The sequence below is a fragment of the Paenibacillus sp. DS2015 genome, from assembly GCF_050433705.1.
In the GTDB taxonomy this organism is placed as follows: Bacteria; Bacillota; Bacilli; order Paenibacillales; family Paenibacillaceae; genus Paenibacillus_AQ.
Genome location: NZ_JBNPWS010000013.1, coordinates 19,422 through 37,141, shown reverse-complemented (window position 1 = coordinate 37,141; position 17,720 = coordinate 19,422). Strand labels below are relative to the sequence as shown.

Genomic DNA, 17,720 nt, shown 5'->3' with positions numbered 1-17,720 from the left:
TTATGAACATAGCAGATTACAAGAAGTTTGATGTCATCAATGGAAAGGGATTACGCCATGCCCTTTTCACATCAGGTTGCGAGCATCACTGTAAAGGCTGCTTCAATGCAGCCACCTGGAATTTCGATTATGGGACACCCTATACACAAGAGTTTGAGGATCAAGTGATTCGTGATTTAAATATTGATTATGTTGTCATATCCGGTCTCTCCATTCTCGGGGGTGAGCCCTTTCAGAATGTGGATGGGTTATTGGGATTAGTGAAAAGAATCAAAAATGAATGTAAGGATAAGGACATTTGGGTCTGGTCAGGATATACCTTCGAGGAAATCATCGCAGATGAATCTCGCTTAGAATTACTCACATATTGCGACGTCCTTATTGATGGGAAATTCATACTAGAACAGAGGAATCTCAAGCTACAATGGCGAGGTTCTGAGAATCAACGTGTGCTTGATGTGAAACAAAGTTTGAGTCAAGGGCAGGCTGTTGGGTTAGGGATGTAAGTTAGTAAGTGCACAGCGAGAGGCGCTTTTCCGTTCGAGCTGAACGGAAAAGCGCCTTTTAAATTAGAATACACTCTATTGAATGAATAACGAAATCTCTTCATCGCCCTCGATGAAGACTTAAATCAATTTCGAACCGTTGAGATCTGCTTCTTCAAGATACCTCAATCGTTATAAACAACAAAGATATGCATAACACCATCTTTAGCTCCGCCAATTCCTTCTGTTTGCTTGATATCTAAGAAACTTAGCTTTTCTGCCCATTTCAATCTCTCTTTATCTGAATCATCAGCATAGATCTCAAATAGATAAGCTAATACAAAAACATTGATACCAGCGGATCCGTTGCTTAGTTTAGTCCACGATTTTGGTAGGATTACCTGATTCTCTGTTGCTTTCAACTCTTTCCCTGAGAAATTGAGGATCAACTCAGAACCCTGATTTTTCACTATTGCAATTTTTTTCTTATTATCCCATTTCACAGCATCGACATGGTTCTTAAATATATCTTTAATCGGGATATAGATCGAATTATAATCTGTAGTAGTGAGTTTATTATTTGCTGAAACATTCAACTCGGTCTTTTTTAGAGATGAGTTATAAGCCTGAGCTGCCCTTTTCTCCAATGGAGCTGCCTTGGCTGATAAGACCGTTGACATTCCCAACATTAAACATATTGATAGTAACAAAGCACATGTCTTTTTCATTCTAACTCCTCCTAAGTGTATACGATTTATATAATTAGACGTTTAATAGGGGTACAATGTTTCATTAAAATCCAGTTGTGTTGATTATGATTTTTTGAGTATTCAGATTACCGGACTTGGTAATTCCAGTAGAAGGATTATCTGAAGTACCGTAGGTTTTGCCATTATACTTATGAGTATTAAGCATACTTGAAGTTAGATTTGAGGTGCTACCACTGTTAGAGGTTACCACTGTACTCGTATAGGTTACTTGCACATTACCTATGTTAGTACCTGTATAACCTTCCTTAGCCAGTGCTGTTACTCTCTTAACACAAAGTGAAGCAATTTCTGAAGAACTAAAAGATTTCCCGTAATAGAAGTAAATATACTGATTGACACCATTAATATTGGTACCATCTACAAAGTATTTAATTTTTGATGAAGTAGTATCGTAAAGAAGATTGCTGGTTATGGAAGTGCCAGCCTTATATCTAGGAGCGTTCACAGTATAACCCTCAGGTTTGAAAATTTGAGTGCTTCCGTGTGGGCGTATAGAAGCAGAATAATTATCGCTTGTTTCGCTGTATTGCAATCCCGCTTCTAATTTGTAACCAGTAGGATATGTTGAGGAAAGTACATCAAGCCCATTATAAAGATAACCGGTAACATTAATATTCGGTGTTTCAAAATAACTATCCGTAGGAAGTAGAAACGTGGTTTTTATACCTTTATAACCTGTAAATGTTGTTTGTCTAACAAATGCACCAGAATTATAACCATTAATTGTACTATCTAAGGTTACACTTTGTGGAGTTATACTTGAAACATTAGAATTATCTTCTGCTAAGAAGGTTTCCTCCTGTAGATCAAGTTTCTCTAGGATATCTCCTTCCTCGTTATAGACATAACCATTATCATCCATCGTATAAATGTACGCTTTATCAAGTTTATCTTCGAAATAGTTTTCAATTGAGTTCAGATCAACACTGTTATCAGCACTTCGATTTAAACTTACTTTATCATCCAAACCATAATTCATTAAGTATGTTTGACGATTTTCACTAGCTAGCGATTTATACTCATTTATATGGTATTCTACTTGTTTTTCACGTTCGACCTCCATTTCTTTTACTATCTCTTCCTTTGTTAAGAGTGGTTCTAATCCTACTTCTGCATGTACTTTTAGATTTGTTAAAGGATTTAAGAGTAGTACACAACTTAATCCAATAATCGACAATATTTTTTCATCTAATAACCTTCCAAATTTTATTATACCTAGTATATATACACTAAGTTTTCCATATATAAACAATATATTTGAAATTTTTGTAAAAAAAGGTGTAATTATATCTATTTAATGAATAAAGATAGATTGGCTAAAACACGAACTTTTTCATTTCTGGATTTAGAGATGATCTCGGGAAAAGTTAGGTAGAACTATTTTCATACTCTACTATTTGATGGATTAATTGGACTATTTAAAAGAATCAGGACCGAAGTGAAAAGGTGCACAGTGAAAGGCGCTTTTCCGTTCGAGCTGAACGGAAAAGCGCCTTTTAAATTAGAATACACTCTATTGAATGAATAACGCCGCTTCTTCATCGCCCTCGATGAAGACTTAAATCAATTTCGAACCGTTGAGATCTGCTTCTTCAAGATACCTCAATCGTTATAAACAACAAAGATATGCATAACACCATCTTTAGCTCCGCCAATTCCTTCTGTTTGCTTGATATCTAAGAAACTTAGCTTTTCTGCCCATTTCAATCTCTCTTTATCTGAATCATCAGCATAGATCTCAAATAGATAAGCTAATACAAAAACATTGATACCAGCGGATCCGTTGCTTAGTTTAGTCCACGATTTTGGTAGGATTACCTGATTCTCTGTTGCTTTCAACTCTTTCCCTGAGAAATTGAGGATCAACTCAGAACCCTGATTTTTCACTATTGCAATTTTTTTCTTATTATCCCACTTCACAGCATCGACATGGTTCTTAAATATATCTTTAATCGGGATGTAGATCGAATTATAATCTGTAGTAGTGAGTTTATTATTTGCTGAAACATTCAACTCGGTCTTTTTTAGAGATGAGTTATAAGCCTGAGCTGCCCTTTTCTCCAATGGAGCTTCTTTGGCTGATAAGACCGTTGACATTCCCAACATTAAACATATTGATAGTAACAAAGCACATATCTTTTTCATTCTAACTCCTCCTAAGTGTATACGATTCCCTGTGTATATACACTTTTTTGCCATATTTAAACATTATATTTAAAGTATTTGTAAATGTAGGTGGATACTTGTATCAATTTAATGAATGAAGATAGAGATCTTTGATACAGATTCAACCGGCAATTGGCCAAAACACAAATTTGTTCATCTCTGAGTTTGGAGGATAGTCATTAAGAAATCCTTATGCTTATGTAGTCAATCAAAAAAAGGGATTTTGAGTTTAATCTCAAAATCCCTTTTTCATTCTAGAGATAACAATGACATCGGCGTTGCCAACAGACCTTACTGGTTATTCAAGTTTAACACTTTCACCATAGCTGTGATCATACCCAAATGTAAATTCTCATGAGTCATATTTAACTGTACTAGATCACCAATCGTTTCTGCCTTTGCAAAGTTATCCTTTACTGCTACGGGTTCACTTAATTTTCCATGAAGCGTTTCTTGTAGTACTTGGAATTGCTCCCGTAGCTGAAGAATGAGGACATCCCAATGAGGGGGTTCCTTTTGCCAATCTGCGGGTTTAGTTCCGTTCCTGAATAATGGGGCATATGAGGTTGGAATCTTAGATTCTACACCCCCGTAACCAAGTATTACTCCGTCAGAAATCGTAATAATGTGTCCAAGTTGCCAATGAAGACTATTGTTAAAGCCATTAGGTACAAGATTCCTGTGGGACTCAGGAACATTCTCTACTTGATGAATTATTCTTTCTCGCACTCTTTCAAATAGGCCGAACAAAAATGCTTCACTCATCATTTTTCCTCCTTCTTCTTCATACCGCTTCAAAAATCAGGGTATTACTACTTCTATATTATACTCTCGTCAGTCATATTTCCCCATTATTGTGATCGTAGAATTGATTATATGAACCTACCTCAGCTGTTGGAATGCCTAGAAGGCATGTTCGATTAATATAATTTCCGTTTCATCCTTTGGACAAAGATCGTAAAGACGATAATCGCGTATATAAAAGGCACAACTAGCAACCAGACAATTTCCCCACCAGAATATGTTTCGTAATTCATTAGCAGATTCATCGAATGAAATGCTGGTGGGAGAATCCAAGTGATCCATTCCATTGAAGGACTCAAATGGCTCGATATGGACCCTTGGCAGAAAGATAGGACAATAACAAATAAAATACCTCCTATGGCGACACTGGGCCGACTAACAAATTTGCTATTAAAGAAGACGGCTATCGCTACTCCGAGAAACGATAACCCCAGATGAGATAGCAACCCAACAATGATATCTTCACTTCCAAGGGGCCTGTCAAACATATCGCGAATAATCGGGTAAGCTATTGCAATAATAAGGAGAAACAGACTCATTAGTAGTATCGATGATAGTAAACCTATGTAATATTTTGCTGGACTTTTCAAATGTAACAGCGTTATCTCTTCTTGGATCGGACTTTCGGACTGTATAAAGCCATAACAAATCCACGCAGTTACAATGAAAGATAGCACAGCAGTAACCGCGAAGCTTCCCATCACGGGGTTCGGTCTATAGGTGTAGAACAGCCCTATAAAAATGATATATGTGAACAACGGTGGGATGAATTTATATGATCGGCTGTAGTTGCGAAGCAAATAAATCAATAAGTTCTTATACAAGTGACTTCTCCCTCCCATTAACGGATATCAAGTCACTGGCTGTCCATTCTTTTCGTTCCATTGTATTCACCGAGATAACCGAACCTCCGCTATTTAGAATCGTTAACAAGGCCTGATCTGTTGCTTCATTTTCAACATATAAACGGTGGGCTCCTTCAAGTTTCTCCCATTTCACGACTCCCCGTATTTGATCCAGTTCAAAGGTAGAACGATCCGCTGGAAACCTACATTGAATGATGACATAAGATTGCTGAACCTGAAGGGTATTCGATACTACTCTTCCTTCTTCTAAGGAGATGACACGATCCGCTAACTCCTCCAGTAGAACAGACTCATGGGACGTCAGAATCATCGAAATATTAAGTCCTTTCAACTCTTGTAGCAAGCACCGCAAATCTTGCTGTGATGCTACGTCCAGACCAGATAGAGGTTCATCTAATACTAATAGATCGGGTTGAGTTAGAATCGCTTGCATGATGTTCACTTTCTGAAGCATCCCTTTTGAGAAATTGTGCATGCGTCGATTCACAGCTTCCGCTAACCCGAACTGTTCCATTAATTCATTTATTCGTTGATTTATTGAATCCTTACGCATTCCTTGGATTTGCCCCATGGATAACAGATATTCATGAGGAGTAAGACGTAATTTAGGGAATCGCTCCGGAACATAACTAATGCTTGTCTCTTTGGCATGTGTGGTGTGAACCTTTCCGCTTGAAGGTCTCATCAGACCACAAATGATACGCAATAAGGTACTCTTCCCCGATCCATTCGCACCAAGCAGAGCTATTGTCTCCTTGTAGCCAATGGAAAAGGTCACATCCCGCAACACTTGCTTGTGATCGAAATCTTTCGAGACATGTTCTAACTTCATCAAGTCCTCCATGCAATACTCCCCTTCCTAATTGAACGAAATATGCTTTCGATCATCACGCATTACATACAAGCCATTCATAATAACTATTACTCACATCACAAGATGGCTTCAGTTAATCTTAGACTATATTTCCATTAACTTCATGTCAATCCCTCCTATTAAGAGGATTAGAACACATCGTGATCGAAGTTATAAAGACACCAATATCTATTTAGGAGAGTGATATCCCAATGATTGAAGAGGTACGCAAGAACAACGTGGAGCGCTTCGCTGGTTTTGGTGCACTGTATGATCAGAATCGTCCTAGCGCACCACAGGAGGTTGTTGATATCCTCACAACCTATCTACGCAGCCATCCGCAAACGGTGGTAGATGTCGGATGCGGTACAGGCTTATCCTCATTTATATGGCTGAATAAAGCAGAACATATCATCGGATTTGAGCCCAGTGATGATATGCGTGATGTTGCACTTGCTAAGTGGGATGCGATGGGAAAACCTTCGAACCTTCGATTTGAGAATAAATTATCACATGAGTTGGGGCTTCCATCCGGGAGTGCAGACATTGTGACCTGTTCCCAATCCTTCCACTGGATGGATCCTGTCAGCACGTTGCGCGAGTTTGCCCGTGTCCTTCGACCTGGAGGCATCTTCGCAGCTTATGACTGTGACTGGCCGCCCGTCTTCGACTGGACACTTGAAGAGCGGTATAAGCAACTGATCGCCCATGCAGATGCACGCGTAGCCCAATTGGCTCCACAGGAACAGCACGCGCATAAATGGAACAAGGACGAGCATTTGCAACACATCCGTGAATCTGGATTATTCAGCTTTGCCAGAGAAATTGTCTTCCACCACTGGGAACTATGCGATGCAGACCGATACGCGAACATTGCCTTCAGCCAAGGCGGAATACAAACAGCCCTTAAATTGGGCGCGGAAGAGCTTCATGCCGAAGTAGCCCAGTTTCGGGAACTAGTGTCGCAGCTATTCGCTGGGGAATCCCGCAACATTCTATTCAGCTATCGGATGCGACTTGGTATCGTATAAAACTTCTTCCGTCTCCTAATTACATTCATATAGTAGAAATAGCCTGCTGACAAGAACATATGTCAGCAGGCTATTCAGTGTATTCATCGACGTTGCATATCGCCGACGTTATCTGTGCTAATTATCTAAGTTAATCTATCTAAATATCTCTATTTTTCATAAAATGTTTCAAGCTGGCTTACGATTTCTTCTTTATTATGATCGATAACGGTCTGGTGTTGCGACATTGAGAATAACTTCTCGATCTCTGTAGGGAACTCCTGCTTGATGTCACATTGAGCGATCGCTTCATCAAATTTAGCAGGGTGTGCTGTCGCGAACGAGATACAGATCTCATCTTCACCATTATATTGTTCATAAGCCGCAATCCCACAAGCCGTGTGTGGATCTAACAAGTAATCGTAATCGGCTTGGTACTTACGAATCAATTCTAAACATTCCTTGTTGTTAGCACCATAAGCTTCGAAGTCGGATTTGACGCGAACTAGATCCTCTGGGCTGATCACAATCTGTCCCTCTTCTTGGAACTTCTTCATGTATTCAGACACTTTTTCGGCATCCTGTCCCAAGAAATAATATAGATATCTCTCAAAATTACTTGCCACTTGGATATCCATCGAAGGGCTATGGGTGCTTTTGAAGTCACCTGGCTTATATTCGCCCGTCCGAACGAAACGCTCAAGAATATTATTCTCATTCGTCGCAATAATCAGCTTATTAATGGGTAACCCCATCTTCTTCGCCAAGAAACCAGAGAAGATATTACCGAAGTTCCCGGATGGGACGCTAAAGTTAACCTTCTTAGCCTTTTCTCCTTGTTCAATTTGAAAGTATGCATAGAAATAATAGACGGTCTGAGCCAAGATACGGACAAAATTAATCGAATTAATCGCTCGAAGATGATGTTTACTTTTGAAATCTAAATCTGCAAACAATTCTTTGATGATCTTCTGGCAATCGTCGAAATTCCCTTTTACGGAAAGATTTAATACGTTCTCATCATCGACGGTTGTCATTTGTAGCTCTTGCACCTTACTAACTTTCTCGTGAGGATGCAAGATACAGATACGAATGCCTTCCTTACCGCGTATCCCTTGGATCGCCGCCGCTCCTGTATCTCCCGAAGTAGCTCCAAGAATATGAATAATTTTACCCTGCTTAGTGGATACGTAAGAATAGAATTCACCCATAAATTGTAGCGCTACATCCTTAAACGCAAACGTAGGTCCATGGAATAATTCTAAAATATATAGCGAATCATTAATTTTCTTCACAGGTGTTACTTCAGAGTCACGGAAATTTGCGTAGCTCTTATTCACCATTTCCTTCAGGTCTTCCAAAGGAATCTCTTCATTCGTGTAATGTGAGAAGATTTGCAGAAATAGTTCCTTATAGCTTAATTTGCTCCACTCTTTCAGAGTAGCTGGTGAAATGACCGGGATCTCCGCCGGGATCATTAGTCCGCCATCATCAGCCAAACCCATGAGCACCGTATCAATAAACCCTTGGGACTCTACATGACCTCTTGTGCTTATAAATTTCATACCCTGCCTCCAATAATACGTATTTAGAATAAATGATTTCTAAGTCTTTAGTTTAATTATATCTATAATACCTTTTCTAGGTGCTGTAACCCAACAATTATTTTTCGTATGCATGTTTTGTAGTATAATTAAAACAAATATTTCCAATAAGGGCGCATGAGACTATTCTCTTCACACACTCCCTTAAAAATTAAAGGAGCCCATATCATGATGCAAGCAGCTGTGATACATAAATACGGTAAGTCTGATATCTTTCAGATAGAGACTGTACCGAAACCCTCACCTCGATCAGACGAGGTGCAAATACGAGTCATTAATTCTTCCGTAAATCCCATAGACTTCAAAACTCGGTCAGGGAGCATCTTTTTCTTATCCGGCTGGAAATTCCCTCGCATCCTAGGAGGTGATTTCTCCGGTGTCGTGACACAATGCGGCTCTCAAGTAAATCATCTCAAAGCTGGAGATGAAGTTTACGGATTTTCCTCCGCTGCGACGAAGGGTGGCGCCTATGGTGCATTCATGTGTTGCCCAGCTTCTAGAGTAGCTCTCAAACCAGATCATTTAAGTCATCATCAGGCAGCAAGCCTACCTTTAGCTGGGCTAACCGCTTATCAGGCTCTTCACAAAGAAGGAAATATATTACCGAACATGCGCGTGCTCATAACCGGGGCTACGGGTGGTGTTGGGCACTTTGCAGTACAGATCGCCAAAGCTGCTGGATGCCATGTGACCGGGGTATGTCATTCTAGAAATATTGAACTTGCGACTACGATTGGGTGCGATGAAGTACTTCCTTATGACCATTCCGATTTCAGACAAAGTGGTGATCAGTATGATCTGATTTTTGATGCTGTTGCCAAGTATGGATACTATAGTTGTCGTAAAAACCTGCGTCCCCAAGGTTCGTATGTGTCTACCGTGCCTTCTCCGTCTGTCATGATCATGCATGTGATTTCGAAATCCTCTTCTCGTAAAAGAGGAAGAATGGTATCTGCAAATGGGAATACCGCTGATCTAGAGATACTCAGTCGTTTAAGTAACAAGGGTCTGTTGAGTCCTTATATCGAGAATGTATTCCCTCTATCTGAAATTGCTAAAGCCCATGCGCTTAGTGAAACTGAGAAGGTAAGGGGCAAAATCGTGATCCAAGTGTCGCAGGAGCCGATTGTTCCACGCTGAATCCATTTACTCACGACTAGCTAACATAGGTTCACCCTCAACCATCCGACTGTCTTCTTAAGTCTTAATTACATCACAATAGCCGTGAAGTACGATGATTTCGTACCTCACGGCTATTATGCCTACTCATTATTCATCTACAATTCTGGCTCAACACCAATCTCAGTGCTTGACAAAAATATCGAGTTGATTGTTGACGCTACGCTGATGGATTGTCCTTCCGATCGCTGTTGCCCCTAAATTTTTCTTAATCTGCATCTCTTTGCGGTGTAAATTTAGGGGCAAAGGCGAACGCTACGCTTCTCCAAGACAATTCCATCCTCTCCGCTACGATCTGCACAGACTTCTATTTTCTGCAAGCACTGATTATGTTTTAGAGCTACAATTCTCAATATCTCATCAATAGTTCTTCGTTGTCAGTTGATCCAAGCTCTTGAACTCATATCCTTGTTTAAGCGTATCGTCAATAATCTGCGCCAAAGCGTCTGCGTTATCCTTAGAGACAGAGTGTAGTAATATGACGGCGCCTGGATGTAGCTGATTCATGACATGATCATAGGCATATTTCCATCCTTTTTGATCCTTCGTGTCCCAATCTTTATAGGCGATGGACCAGAAAACATTCGTATATCCAAGTTCCTTACTCACTTCAAGCATTCGTTTACTAAAAATACCCTGTGGTGGACGCATATACCGCATTTCTTGTTGCCCTGTTGTTTCTAAGACTTGCGTCTTCAGTTTCGCCAGTTCATCTTCCACGCGGCTATTGGAAATTTGACTCATATCTGGGTGTCCCCAAGAATGATTTCCCACAATATGCCCTTCATTCGCCATTCGCTTTAATAACTCGGGTTGGTCTTTCGCATAATGTCCCGTTACAAAAAAGGCTGCTGGTATTTTCTTTTCCTTCAATATGTCGAGAACTTTGATGGTATAGCCATTCTCATATCCATTATCAAAAGTGAGATAGACTTCCTTCTTCGTTGTATCCCCTAAGAATATAGCCCCATTGTCCTTCAATATTCCCTTGAAAGCTTCATTATCAATGGAAGGTAGAGCCCCTTTTTTACTCTTTATGAAACCGTAGTGATGCGGAACATCAGTAGCTACTACAGTATTCGAAGGAAATACGGTAACAAATAACCCTAACACCATCAACAACAGGAACAATCGTTTCACTAATGTAACACTCCTTGTATCGAATTTTTAGTATTCACCTACATTAATTTTCTCCTATTTGATATCGGATCTGATTCGAATCCATTAATTGAGAGATGGTAACAAATCTATACCCCTGCTTTTGTAATTCAGGTAAGATCACCTTTAAGGCGTTAGCCGTTTGAGATTTACCGGATATCCGATCATGAAATAATACGATATCACCCGGATGGGCATTGGATATTACCCGCTTCACAATTTGATGCACTCCCGGTTTACTCCAATCCTTCGAATCCTGATACCATGTCCATAAGATCACGCTATATCCCAATTGTTCTGCTGTCATCATGATTAGATCATTATAGTATCCTCCTGGTGGGCGAAATAAGGTGGTCTGCCGACCTGTAATTGACAAGATTTCATTCTCTGACTTTACAATTTCCTGCTTTACTTGCTCTTTGGATAAATGATTGAAATTCGTATGACTATACGTATGGTTGGCTAATTCATGCCCTTCCGAAACTTCCCGGCGTATAATGTCTGGATATTTCGTTACTTGCTCTCCAACGACGAAGAAAGTAGCCTTAGCTTGATATTGTTTTAGAATATCTAGAATTTCAATGGTTTCCTGAGGATCTGGTCCATCATCAAAAGTGAGGGCGATCCAGCGATGGTCTGTCTGAACTCTTTTGATAATGCTCCCTTGCTGTGTATATTGATGTAGCTGTTGCTCAACGGGCATAGCTGTTACCTCATGATGAAATGGGTGCCAACATACAAAAGGCAAGAATAATAAACTCCAAATATTCACTATATTCTCTCCTAAAAAACATGATTACAATGGTGCAACAACAATAATTTAGAGGCGACCTAAATTCAGTCCAACCCCATATTCTATTAAGATGTGTATACAGTAAGTTATTTATGCACACATCAAAGAAGCCAACTCCTTATTTATAAAGGAAGTGGCTTCTTTGATTATACTAAAGTAATTACAAATAAGATGGCTACGAACATGGACAATACTCCGAACACTATCGGTCTTTCTCTTCTAAAATTATTTACTCTTCCCAATTCGCCCATAATACTTTATGGTTGTATAATAAAAATAACCATATTAGTAATAAATAGGAGTGCAATTTCATGTCCAATGTATCTGCGACACACGCGTCGCCCACGAGAGTTAATTTGTTCAGGAACCGATTTTACCAAACCATACTCATCTCAAATTTATTCCTGCAAATCGGAATCTGGGTGAGAAACTTTGCCATTCTCATGTTTGTCACCGATCAGACGAACAACGATCCTATAGCTATTTCACTCATTTCGGTGGTCGAGTTCGCGCCGATCTTTGTCTTCTCCTTCATCGGAGGCGCGTTCGCTGACCGTTGGCGACCTAAACGAACCATGATCTGGTGTGACTTTCTCTCATCCGCTTCAGTGCTAATCGTCCTCATAACGCTCCTGTATGGTTCGTGGGAAATGATCTACTTTGCTACATTCATCTCTGCCATTTTATCACAGTTCTCTCAGCCATCTGTCATGAAGTTATTCAAGCAACATGTTCATCCCGACCAGCTACAACAAGGCATGGCATTGTTTCAATCGCTTGTCGCTATCTTTATGATCATGGGACCTGCACTCGGTATTTTCTCATATCATCAATTTGGTATTCACATCTCCATAGCCGTGATGGGTGTCGCCTTCTTATTGTCCGCTGTCGTGCTCTTCCGTCTACCACCCGATGAAGTAGCAACAACTAGTGAACCCAAGAGCCTGAATCTACGCAAAGAGCTGGCTGATGGTTTTCGTTATGTATGGCAAAGACCCGTATTGAAGGTCCTCGCTGCAACATTTGCTATTGCTGGGTTTTCTATTGGGATCATTCAGACTCTGGGCCTGTTCGTGGTCACCGAGCGATTAGGTCAACCGAAGGAGTTCCTACAGTTTCTCTTAATGGTTAATGGTGGGGCTATGCTGGTGGGTGGGGCTATCATCATGACCCTTGCCAAAAAGGTATCTCCACAAATTCTGCTTGCATTTGGTATGAGTGTTAGTGCCTTATGTATCGCTGGTATGGGATTGTCTACTAGCATCACTCTTACGTTAACATTACAATTTCTAAATGGTCTCACTATGCCATGTATTCAAATCGGTATCAACACTTTAATTCTACAGTGGACAGAACAATCCTTCGTTGGCCGTGTAAATGGCGTACTGAGTCCCATGTTTATGGGAATGATGGTCATCATGATGTCTACATCTGGGTTCCTCAAGAAACAGTTCCCGCTCGTCGATATTTATTGTGTATCCGGCATTATCATGTTGGTGGGTGCTCTAATCCTCATTCCCATCTTCAAACATAAACCTGAACCTTCAATGGTTACGGGAGTACCTGAAACAACATAATTTGAATGCTAAGAAGTGTTGATTAAGCAAAAAAAGATTCTTGCCACAAAAAGGAGAACTTTTTTTTGCTTAACTGCTATTAGTTCTTGTCCTTAAATAAATCCACCATTCGCTCGAATCGTCTGACTCGTAACCCATTGTGCCTGTTCGCTTACTAAGAACTCAAACACATTGGCAATATCTTCGGGTTCACCTAAACGTCCAAAAGCATTCATTTTCTTCATGGCTTCAATTTGTTGCTCGGACTTCCCTTCACTGAATAACTCCGTATTCACAGGTCCTGGCGCAATCGCGTTGATCGTAATTTGTTTCGCACCAAACTCTTTGGCAAGTTGTCTCGTGAATTGTTCTTTGCCTGATCCATAGTCAAAAAAAATTACATATCCCGGCAGGTCGGAATTCTTGACAATTCGTTGAAAACCTTGGTAGATATAGGTCGTACCGAAGCACGTGCCCGAATCAAGATACCTCCTCCAAAACAATATTTCTATCACATAAGCTAATCGAGGATGCTCTGTGTGCAACAACGATTATCGTCTTATCTTGTGGTATACTGTTAATCGCATCATGCACAATACTCTCGCTATATTGATCGAGAGCGCTTGTAGCTTCGTCAAATATAAAAATATCCACTTCCCGCAAAAACAGTCTGGCCAGAATGAGCCTCTGCCGCTGGCCTCCAGAAAGCTTAACGCCGCGTTCACCAATAATAGTGTCAAACCCTTCCGGCAAGCTGTTTATAAAATCGTAGATGTACGCTTTTTTGCATGCCGAAACTAGCTCATCGAAGATTGCATTTCTTTTGCCAAAAAGCAAATTTTCAACGATTGAAGTATTAAACAGCACATTCTCCTGCATGACAAACCCAATTTTATCATGTACCTTGGAAATATTAACATCCGAGAGATTAACCCCTGAGAACAGCACATTCCCAGCAGTCGGCTTCACCAATCCGGTCATCAGCTTTAATATGGTTGTTTTTCCACTGCCGCTTTTACCCGTAATGGCTACCCGCTCGCCTTTGTTTACTTGCAAATTCAAATGATTGATTATATCCCTCTCGCTATTCGGGTATCTGAAGCAAACATTGTCAAACGTGATGGTGTTGGAGCCATCCAAAACAAGGTCGTTCTTCTCAGCCTTTGCCTCTACTTTGTCCAGCTCTTCCATAACCCGGTTTATATAGGGCATTTGCGTTTGAAGCTCCGCATCTGTTGTAGATACTGTATTAATTGCAGTAGAGAGTATTCCGTAGTACATGGCGAATATTAGCAAATCACTGACTTTAAAACCTTCGTATATAATTAAAAGACCCCCAAGAAAATATAGACCGAACTTCATAAAAAATTCATCTCGTATTTTCGGTAAAATCAACGCCCGCACCGTCCAATAATTAATCCATTTGGCATAATACAGCGCATATTTGCGAATAAACCTGACGAATCGAATCTTTTGATTATTTTCCAGATTCAATGCCTTAATCTCTTTCCAGCCCTGAATGCTAGTATGTAGCCAAGTGGACATTTTTTGGTCGTTCTCTCTCTGTTCATCATTTAAAACCATTTCTCTTTTACTGAGAAGGTGGTCGATAATAAAGGTAATCGGTATAGCAAGAAGAGAGAAAATTGCCAATCGCCATTCAATCATAAACAACAAGATTAAAGAAATGACTAGAGTAATATACGAAATGATATATTCTATCGTTTGATAACCGGCAAAAGGCGATATGGCGTTCACATCTTCTTCAAAGCGCATTTTAGTATCTCCAACCGACTTCCTCTCATATTCGGCAAAATCTTGCTTGAACAGGCCCTTCCAGATTTTTAGCTTCAGGCGATAATTAATCCGGTTTACAATTCTGTTGTTACCATAGTTCTTGATATAGTCAATTAGCATATTCAAGCCGTGAATGGATAAATATCCTATAATGACAGTGCCTAATACGGTAATCTTACCTTGCAAAATAACTTGTTCGATGAATATTTTATAGAAATAAGGAAGAATAAAGTTCAGCGCGATTACAATCAGGCTCAGGATAAAGTTAATAACAATAAATCTCTTTACGCCCGATGCGATCGGTTTTAACTTCAACATAACCATTAGTCTGTATTTATTTTTTTTAAGCAATGCTTTGCCCCTCCTCCCTTAATTCTTTAACAGCAAAGAGGCTCCTAAAAATATCACTCTTCTCAATTAACTCGCCTGGAACACCCATCTCGCCCAGAAGACCATTTTCGATTATTGCCACCTTTTCACACAGCATGACAGAGCTTTGATTGTGCGCGATTATTATCGATGTGCGCCCCGCCAGCACCCGATTCCAAGTTTGATGAATTTGCTCCTCCGTTTCACGATCTAGCGCCGAGGTCGCTTCATCAAATATAATGATTTTCGGGTCTTTTAAATAAATCCGGGCGATAGCAATACGTTGCTTCTGTCCTCCCGACAAGCCGATGCCGCTTTTTCCAATAATAGTGTTTATCCCGTCTTGAAATGTTTTTAACAGCTCACCTAGCCCTGCATGCTCACATGAGGCAATAATTTCTTCATCCGTAGCATTTTTTTTGCCTAAAAGCAGATTTTCTTTTATACTACCGTCAAAAATGAGTATATCCTGCTGCACGACGCCAATGTTCTGGCGAATCGATTTCAATGAACAATCAGATAGCTTTTGTCCATCGATTTCAATCTCTCCATTTTGAGGGAGATAAAATCCGATCAGCATATAGGCAAGCGTCGTCTTGCCAGAACCGCTTTTGCCGCAAAGTGCTAATCGCTCCCCCCCATGTATATTAAGGGACATCCCCTTCAGAACTTGATTTCTTTGATTGTAGGCAAATTCAATATTGTTGAATGTTATATTTCCATTTGTAACATGTAGCTCTTCTTTACCCTTCCACTCTTTTTCAGTAGGTGCATTCATAAAATCATAAATACGTTGTATCGACGAAATTCTATTTTGCGCCTCTAAGTAAATGCCGCTCAAAAAACTGACACGCTCCGTTATCCCCATAAGATAGGCTATAATGACAGTTAGGATGCCGATAGTCATATTATTTTTAAAAGCCATGTAAGCACAAAGACTAAAAATAGAAAGATGTATGAATAAATTTACAGTAGTTATAATATTTTGAGACGTCATGCTTAACAAACCGTTTTTTATACCTATACGATATAACTCTTTTTGCTGCTTGATGAACGACTTGTTTACTTTATTCTCTGCTCCCAGCATACGAATATCCCGTATCCCTGAAAACATTTCAAACAGCCAGCCGTTGTATACATCGTACTTTTCCCTTTTTTCATCCGAATATTTTCTTACCTTTCTGCCGAATTTCGAAGAGATATAAATCGAAATCGGAACCGTTACAAGCATTAACAACCCGTATTGCCAGCCAATAACTAAAATATAGGCAATGTATATAACTAACGCTAATAAATTATTGACGGTATGAATCATATTTCTAATGACAAACACCATACACTCGTTGCTATAGGACTGAATGATATTTATAATATCCCCTGTTTTTGCATCAGACATATAATTGGCCTGTGCCGCTTGCATCGTTTTAAATATATCTTGCTTAATATCAAACGTAAACATAACTTCGAGGTAAGCATATTGAGCTTGACAAAAAAAATGAATAACGCATGAAAATAACAACATAACAACAAATGACAGGCTGATCTTAAAAAAGACATCGATGTTGTTATAATAAACAATTTCATCAATCATGACCGCAAACATAATGGGAGTGAAAATTTTAAGCAAAGCGTCAAAAAGCCAGCCGAAGTAAAATAAGATGTAGTTTTTTTTATGCATCGAAATATATTTAAATAAAAATTTGATTGTTGTATAATAATTCAGCTTTTCAGTCATCATTAATTTTACCACCTTTTAAGAAAACCCTTTCAAAAAGGGTTGTCTCGCCTATAGGAACATCAATTTTCACGTTGCCTATGTCCGGATCATTCTCGCTTCCCTCAACATATATAATTGTAGCCCCAGCATCATACTTAACCTTATCTGTCGTTTGCATGGGATATACCTTCTCATTTCTATTCGTATATACATATACTTTGCCCGGTATGTTGGTAATTACATGGTTGCTAATAACAATTTTCTGTTTATCCATTTTCCCGTCATACGTGTTTATAATGCTTAACTTAGTAGACATCGTTAAAAACAACAGGGAGAGCACTGCCAGTGCAACAATCCCTATAAAAGGAACTGGGTTTTTAGCAGTTAATTTCACATACATATTAGCCTTTTTTTTGTTCATACGTTCTACCTGTCTTTCGTTTTAGGCTATTCTCGACCCATAGCAGAAAACTTCCGGGAAGAGAACGTTCGAATAACTGTTATCCATCCCATCATACGATCAATAATTAACCGAAATAGATATCACTGGATACATTATTTATTTTTTTCCATTTTTAACATTATTTCATTGA

Annotated in this window: 16 protein-coding genes and 1 pseudogene; 4 read left to right on the top strand and 13 right to left on the bottom strand. The window is 39.5% G+C overall.

The genetic code is table 11. The annotated features are described in order from the left end of the window. Positions 1–2 precede the first annotated feature (2 nt). Positions 3–506 (top strand): anaerobic ribonucleoside-triphosphate reductase activating protein, encoded by a 504-nt coding sequence (gene nrdG / locus J2T13_RS13015; protein ID WP_429371865.1) that lies wholly within the window; start codon positions 3–5, stop codon positions 504–506. Positions 507–670: 164 nt separating this feature from the next. On the opposite strand, the gene J2T13_RS13010 is transcribed toward nrdG, so the two are convergent. The 6 genes from J2T13_RS13010 to J2T13_RS12985 form a co-directional block, all read right to left on the bottom strand. After that, positions 671–1,213, bottom strand: coding sequence for a hypothetical protein (locus tag J2T13_RS13010; RefSeq protein ID WP_429371863.1), 543 nt, complete (start codon positions 1,211–1,213; stop codon positions 671–673). A gap of 64 nt (positions 1,214–1,277) precedes the next feature. Further along, positions 1,278–2,507: a hypothetical protein gene (locus J2T13_RS13005; RefSeq protein ID WP_429371862.1), complete on the bottom strand. Its 1,230-nt coding sequence runs from the start codon at positions 2,505–2,507 to the stop codon at positions 1,278–1,280. A gap of 350 nt (positions 2,508–2,857) precedes the next feature. Further along, entirely contained in the window at positions 2,858–3,400 is a 543-nt protein-coding gene (locus J2T13_RS13000; protein WP_429371860.1) for a hypothetical protein, read from the bottom strand. Positions 3,401–3,712: 312 nt separating this feature from the next. Beyond that, complete coding sequence (locus J2T13_RS12995; RefSeq protein WP_429371858.1) at positions 3,713–4,186, bottom strand: DinB family protein; 474 nt, start codon at positions 4,184–4,186, stop codon at positions 3,713–3,715. A gap of 155 nt (positions 4,187–4,341) precedes the next feature. After that, the gene (locus tag J2T13_RS12990) at positions 4,342–5,049 is read right to left on the bottom strand and encodes a hypothetical protein (protein WP_429371856.1); all 708 of its coding nucleotides are present in this window, start codon (positions 5,047–5,049) and stop codon (positions 4,342–4,344) included. After that, positions 5,042–5,935 carry an ATP-binding cassette domain-containing protein gene (locus J2T13_RS12985; RefSeq protein WP_429371854.1) on the bottom strand — a complete coding sequence of 298 codons (894 nt, stop codon included), beginning with the start codon at positions 5,933–5,935 and terminating at the stop codon, positions 5,042–5,044. Before J2T13_RS12985 ends, J2T13_RS12990 begins: the two co-directional genes overlap by 8 nt. Positions 5,936–6,156: 221 nt before the next feature. Between J2T13_RS12985 and J2T13_RS12980 the strand changes: the two genes are divergently transcribed. Then, on the top strand, positions 6,157–6,975 hold the full coding sequence (locus J2T13_RS12980) for a class I SAM-dependent methyltransferase (protein WP_429371852.1): 819 nt from the start codon (positions 6,157–6,159) through the stop codon (positions 6,973–6,975). A 149-nt stretch (positions 6,976–7,124) separates the two neighbouring features. On the opposite strand, the gene thrC is transcribed toward J2T13_RS12980, so the two are convergent. Next, the gene (gene thrC / locus J2T13_RS12975) at positions 7,125–8,519 is read right to left on the bottom strand and encodes a threonine synthase (RefSeq protein ID WP_429371850.1); all 1,395 of its coding nucleotides are present in this window, start codon (positions 8,517–8,519) and stop codon (positions 7,125–7,127) included. A 207-nt stretch (positions 8,520–8,726) separates the two neighbouring features. Here thrC and J2T13_RS12970 point away from each other — a divergent pair, with 207 nt between their 5' ends. After that, entirely contained in the window at positions 8,727–9,698 is a 972-nt protein-coding gene (locus tag J2T13_RS12970; RefSeq protein ID WP_429371848.1) for an NAD(P)-dependent alcohol dehydrogenase, read from the top strand. Between the two features lie 399 nt (positions 9,699–10,097). Here the strand turns inward: J2T13_RS12970 and pdaA are convergent, their stop codons facing one another. Together pdaA and J2T13_RS12960 are read right to left on the bottom strand one after the other, a co-directional pair. Next, complete coding sequence (gene pdaA, locus J2T13_RS12965) at positions 10,098–10,853, bottom strand: delta-lactam-biosynthetic de-N-acetylase (RefSeq protein WP_429372022.1); 756 nt, start codon at positions 10,851–10,853, stop codon at positions 10,098–10,100. Between the two features lie 67 nt (positions 10,854–10,920). Beyond that, the gene (locus J2T13_RS12960) at positions 10,921–11,667 is read right to left on the bottom strand and encodes a polysaccharide deacetylase family protein (protein WP_429371846.1); all 747 of its coding nucleotides are present in this window, start codon (positions 11,665–11,667) and stop codon (positions 10,921–10,923) included. 332 nt (positions 11,668–11,999) lie between these two features. Between J2T13_RS12960 and J2T13_RS12955 the strand changes: the two genes are divergently transcribed. Further along, positions 12,000–13,265, top strand: a complete 1,266-nt coding sequence (locus J2T13_RS12955) for an MFS transporter (protein ID WP_429371844.1) — start codon at positions 12,000–12,002, stop codon at positions 13,263–13,265. A 92-nt stretch (positions 13,266–13,357) separates the two neighbouring features. Here J2T13_RS12955 and J2T13_RS12950 read toward each other — a convergent pair. The 4 genes and pseudogenes from J2T13_RS12950 to J2T13_RS12935 all read right to left on the bottom strand — a co-directional run. Beyond that, positions 13,358–13,684 (bottom strand): annotated as a pseudogene (locus J2T13_RS12950) (SDR family oxidoreductase); the annotation flags it as partial. Positions 13,685–13,724: 40 nt separating this feature from the next. Further along, positions 13,725–15,392, bottom strand: coding sequence for an ABC transporter ATP-binding protein (locus tag J2T13_RS12945; protein WP_429371842.1), 1,668 nt, complete (start codon positions 15,390–15,392; stop codon positions 13,725–13,727). Further along, the gene (locus J2T13_RS12940) at positions 15,385–17,148 is read right to left on the bottom strand and encodes an ABC transporter ATP-binding protein (protein ID WP_429371840.1); all 1,764 of its coding nucleotides are present in this window, start codon (positions 17,146–17,148) and stop codon (positions 15,385–15,387) included. Before J2T13_RS12940 ends, J2T13_RS12945 begins: the two co-directional genes overlap by 8 nt. Then, on the bottom strand, positions 17,138–17,548 hold the full coding sequence (locus J2T13_RS12935) for a hypothetical protein (protein WP_429371838.1): 411 nt from the start codon (positions 17,546–17,548) through the stop codon (positions 17,138–17,140). The genes J2T13_RS12940 and J2T13_RS12935 overlap by 11 nt, the downstream gene beginning before the upstream one ends. Positions 17,549–17,720 lie beyond the last annotated feature (172 nt).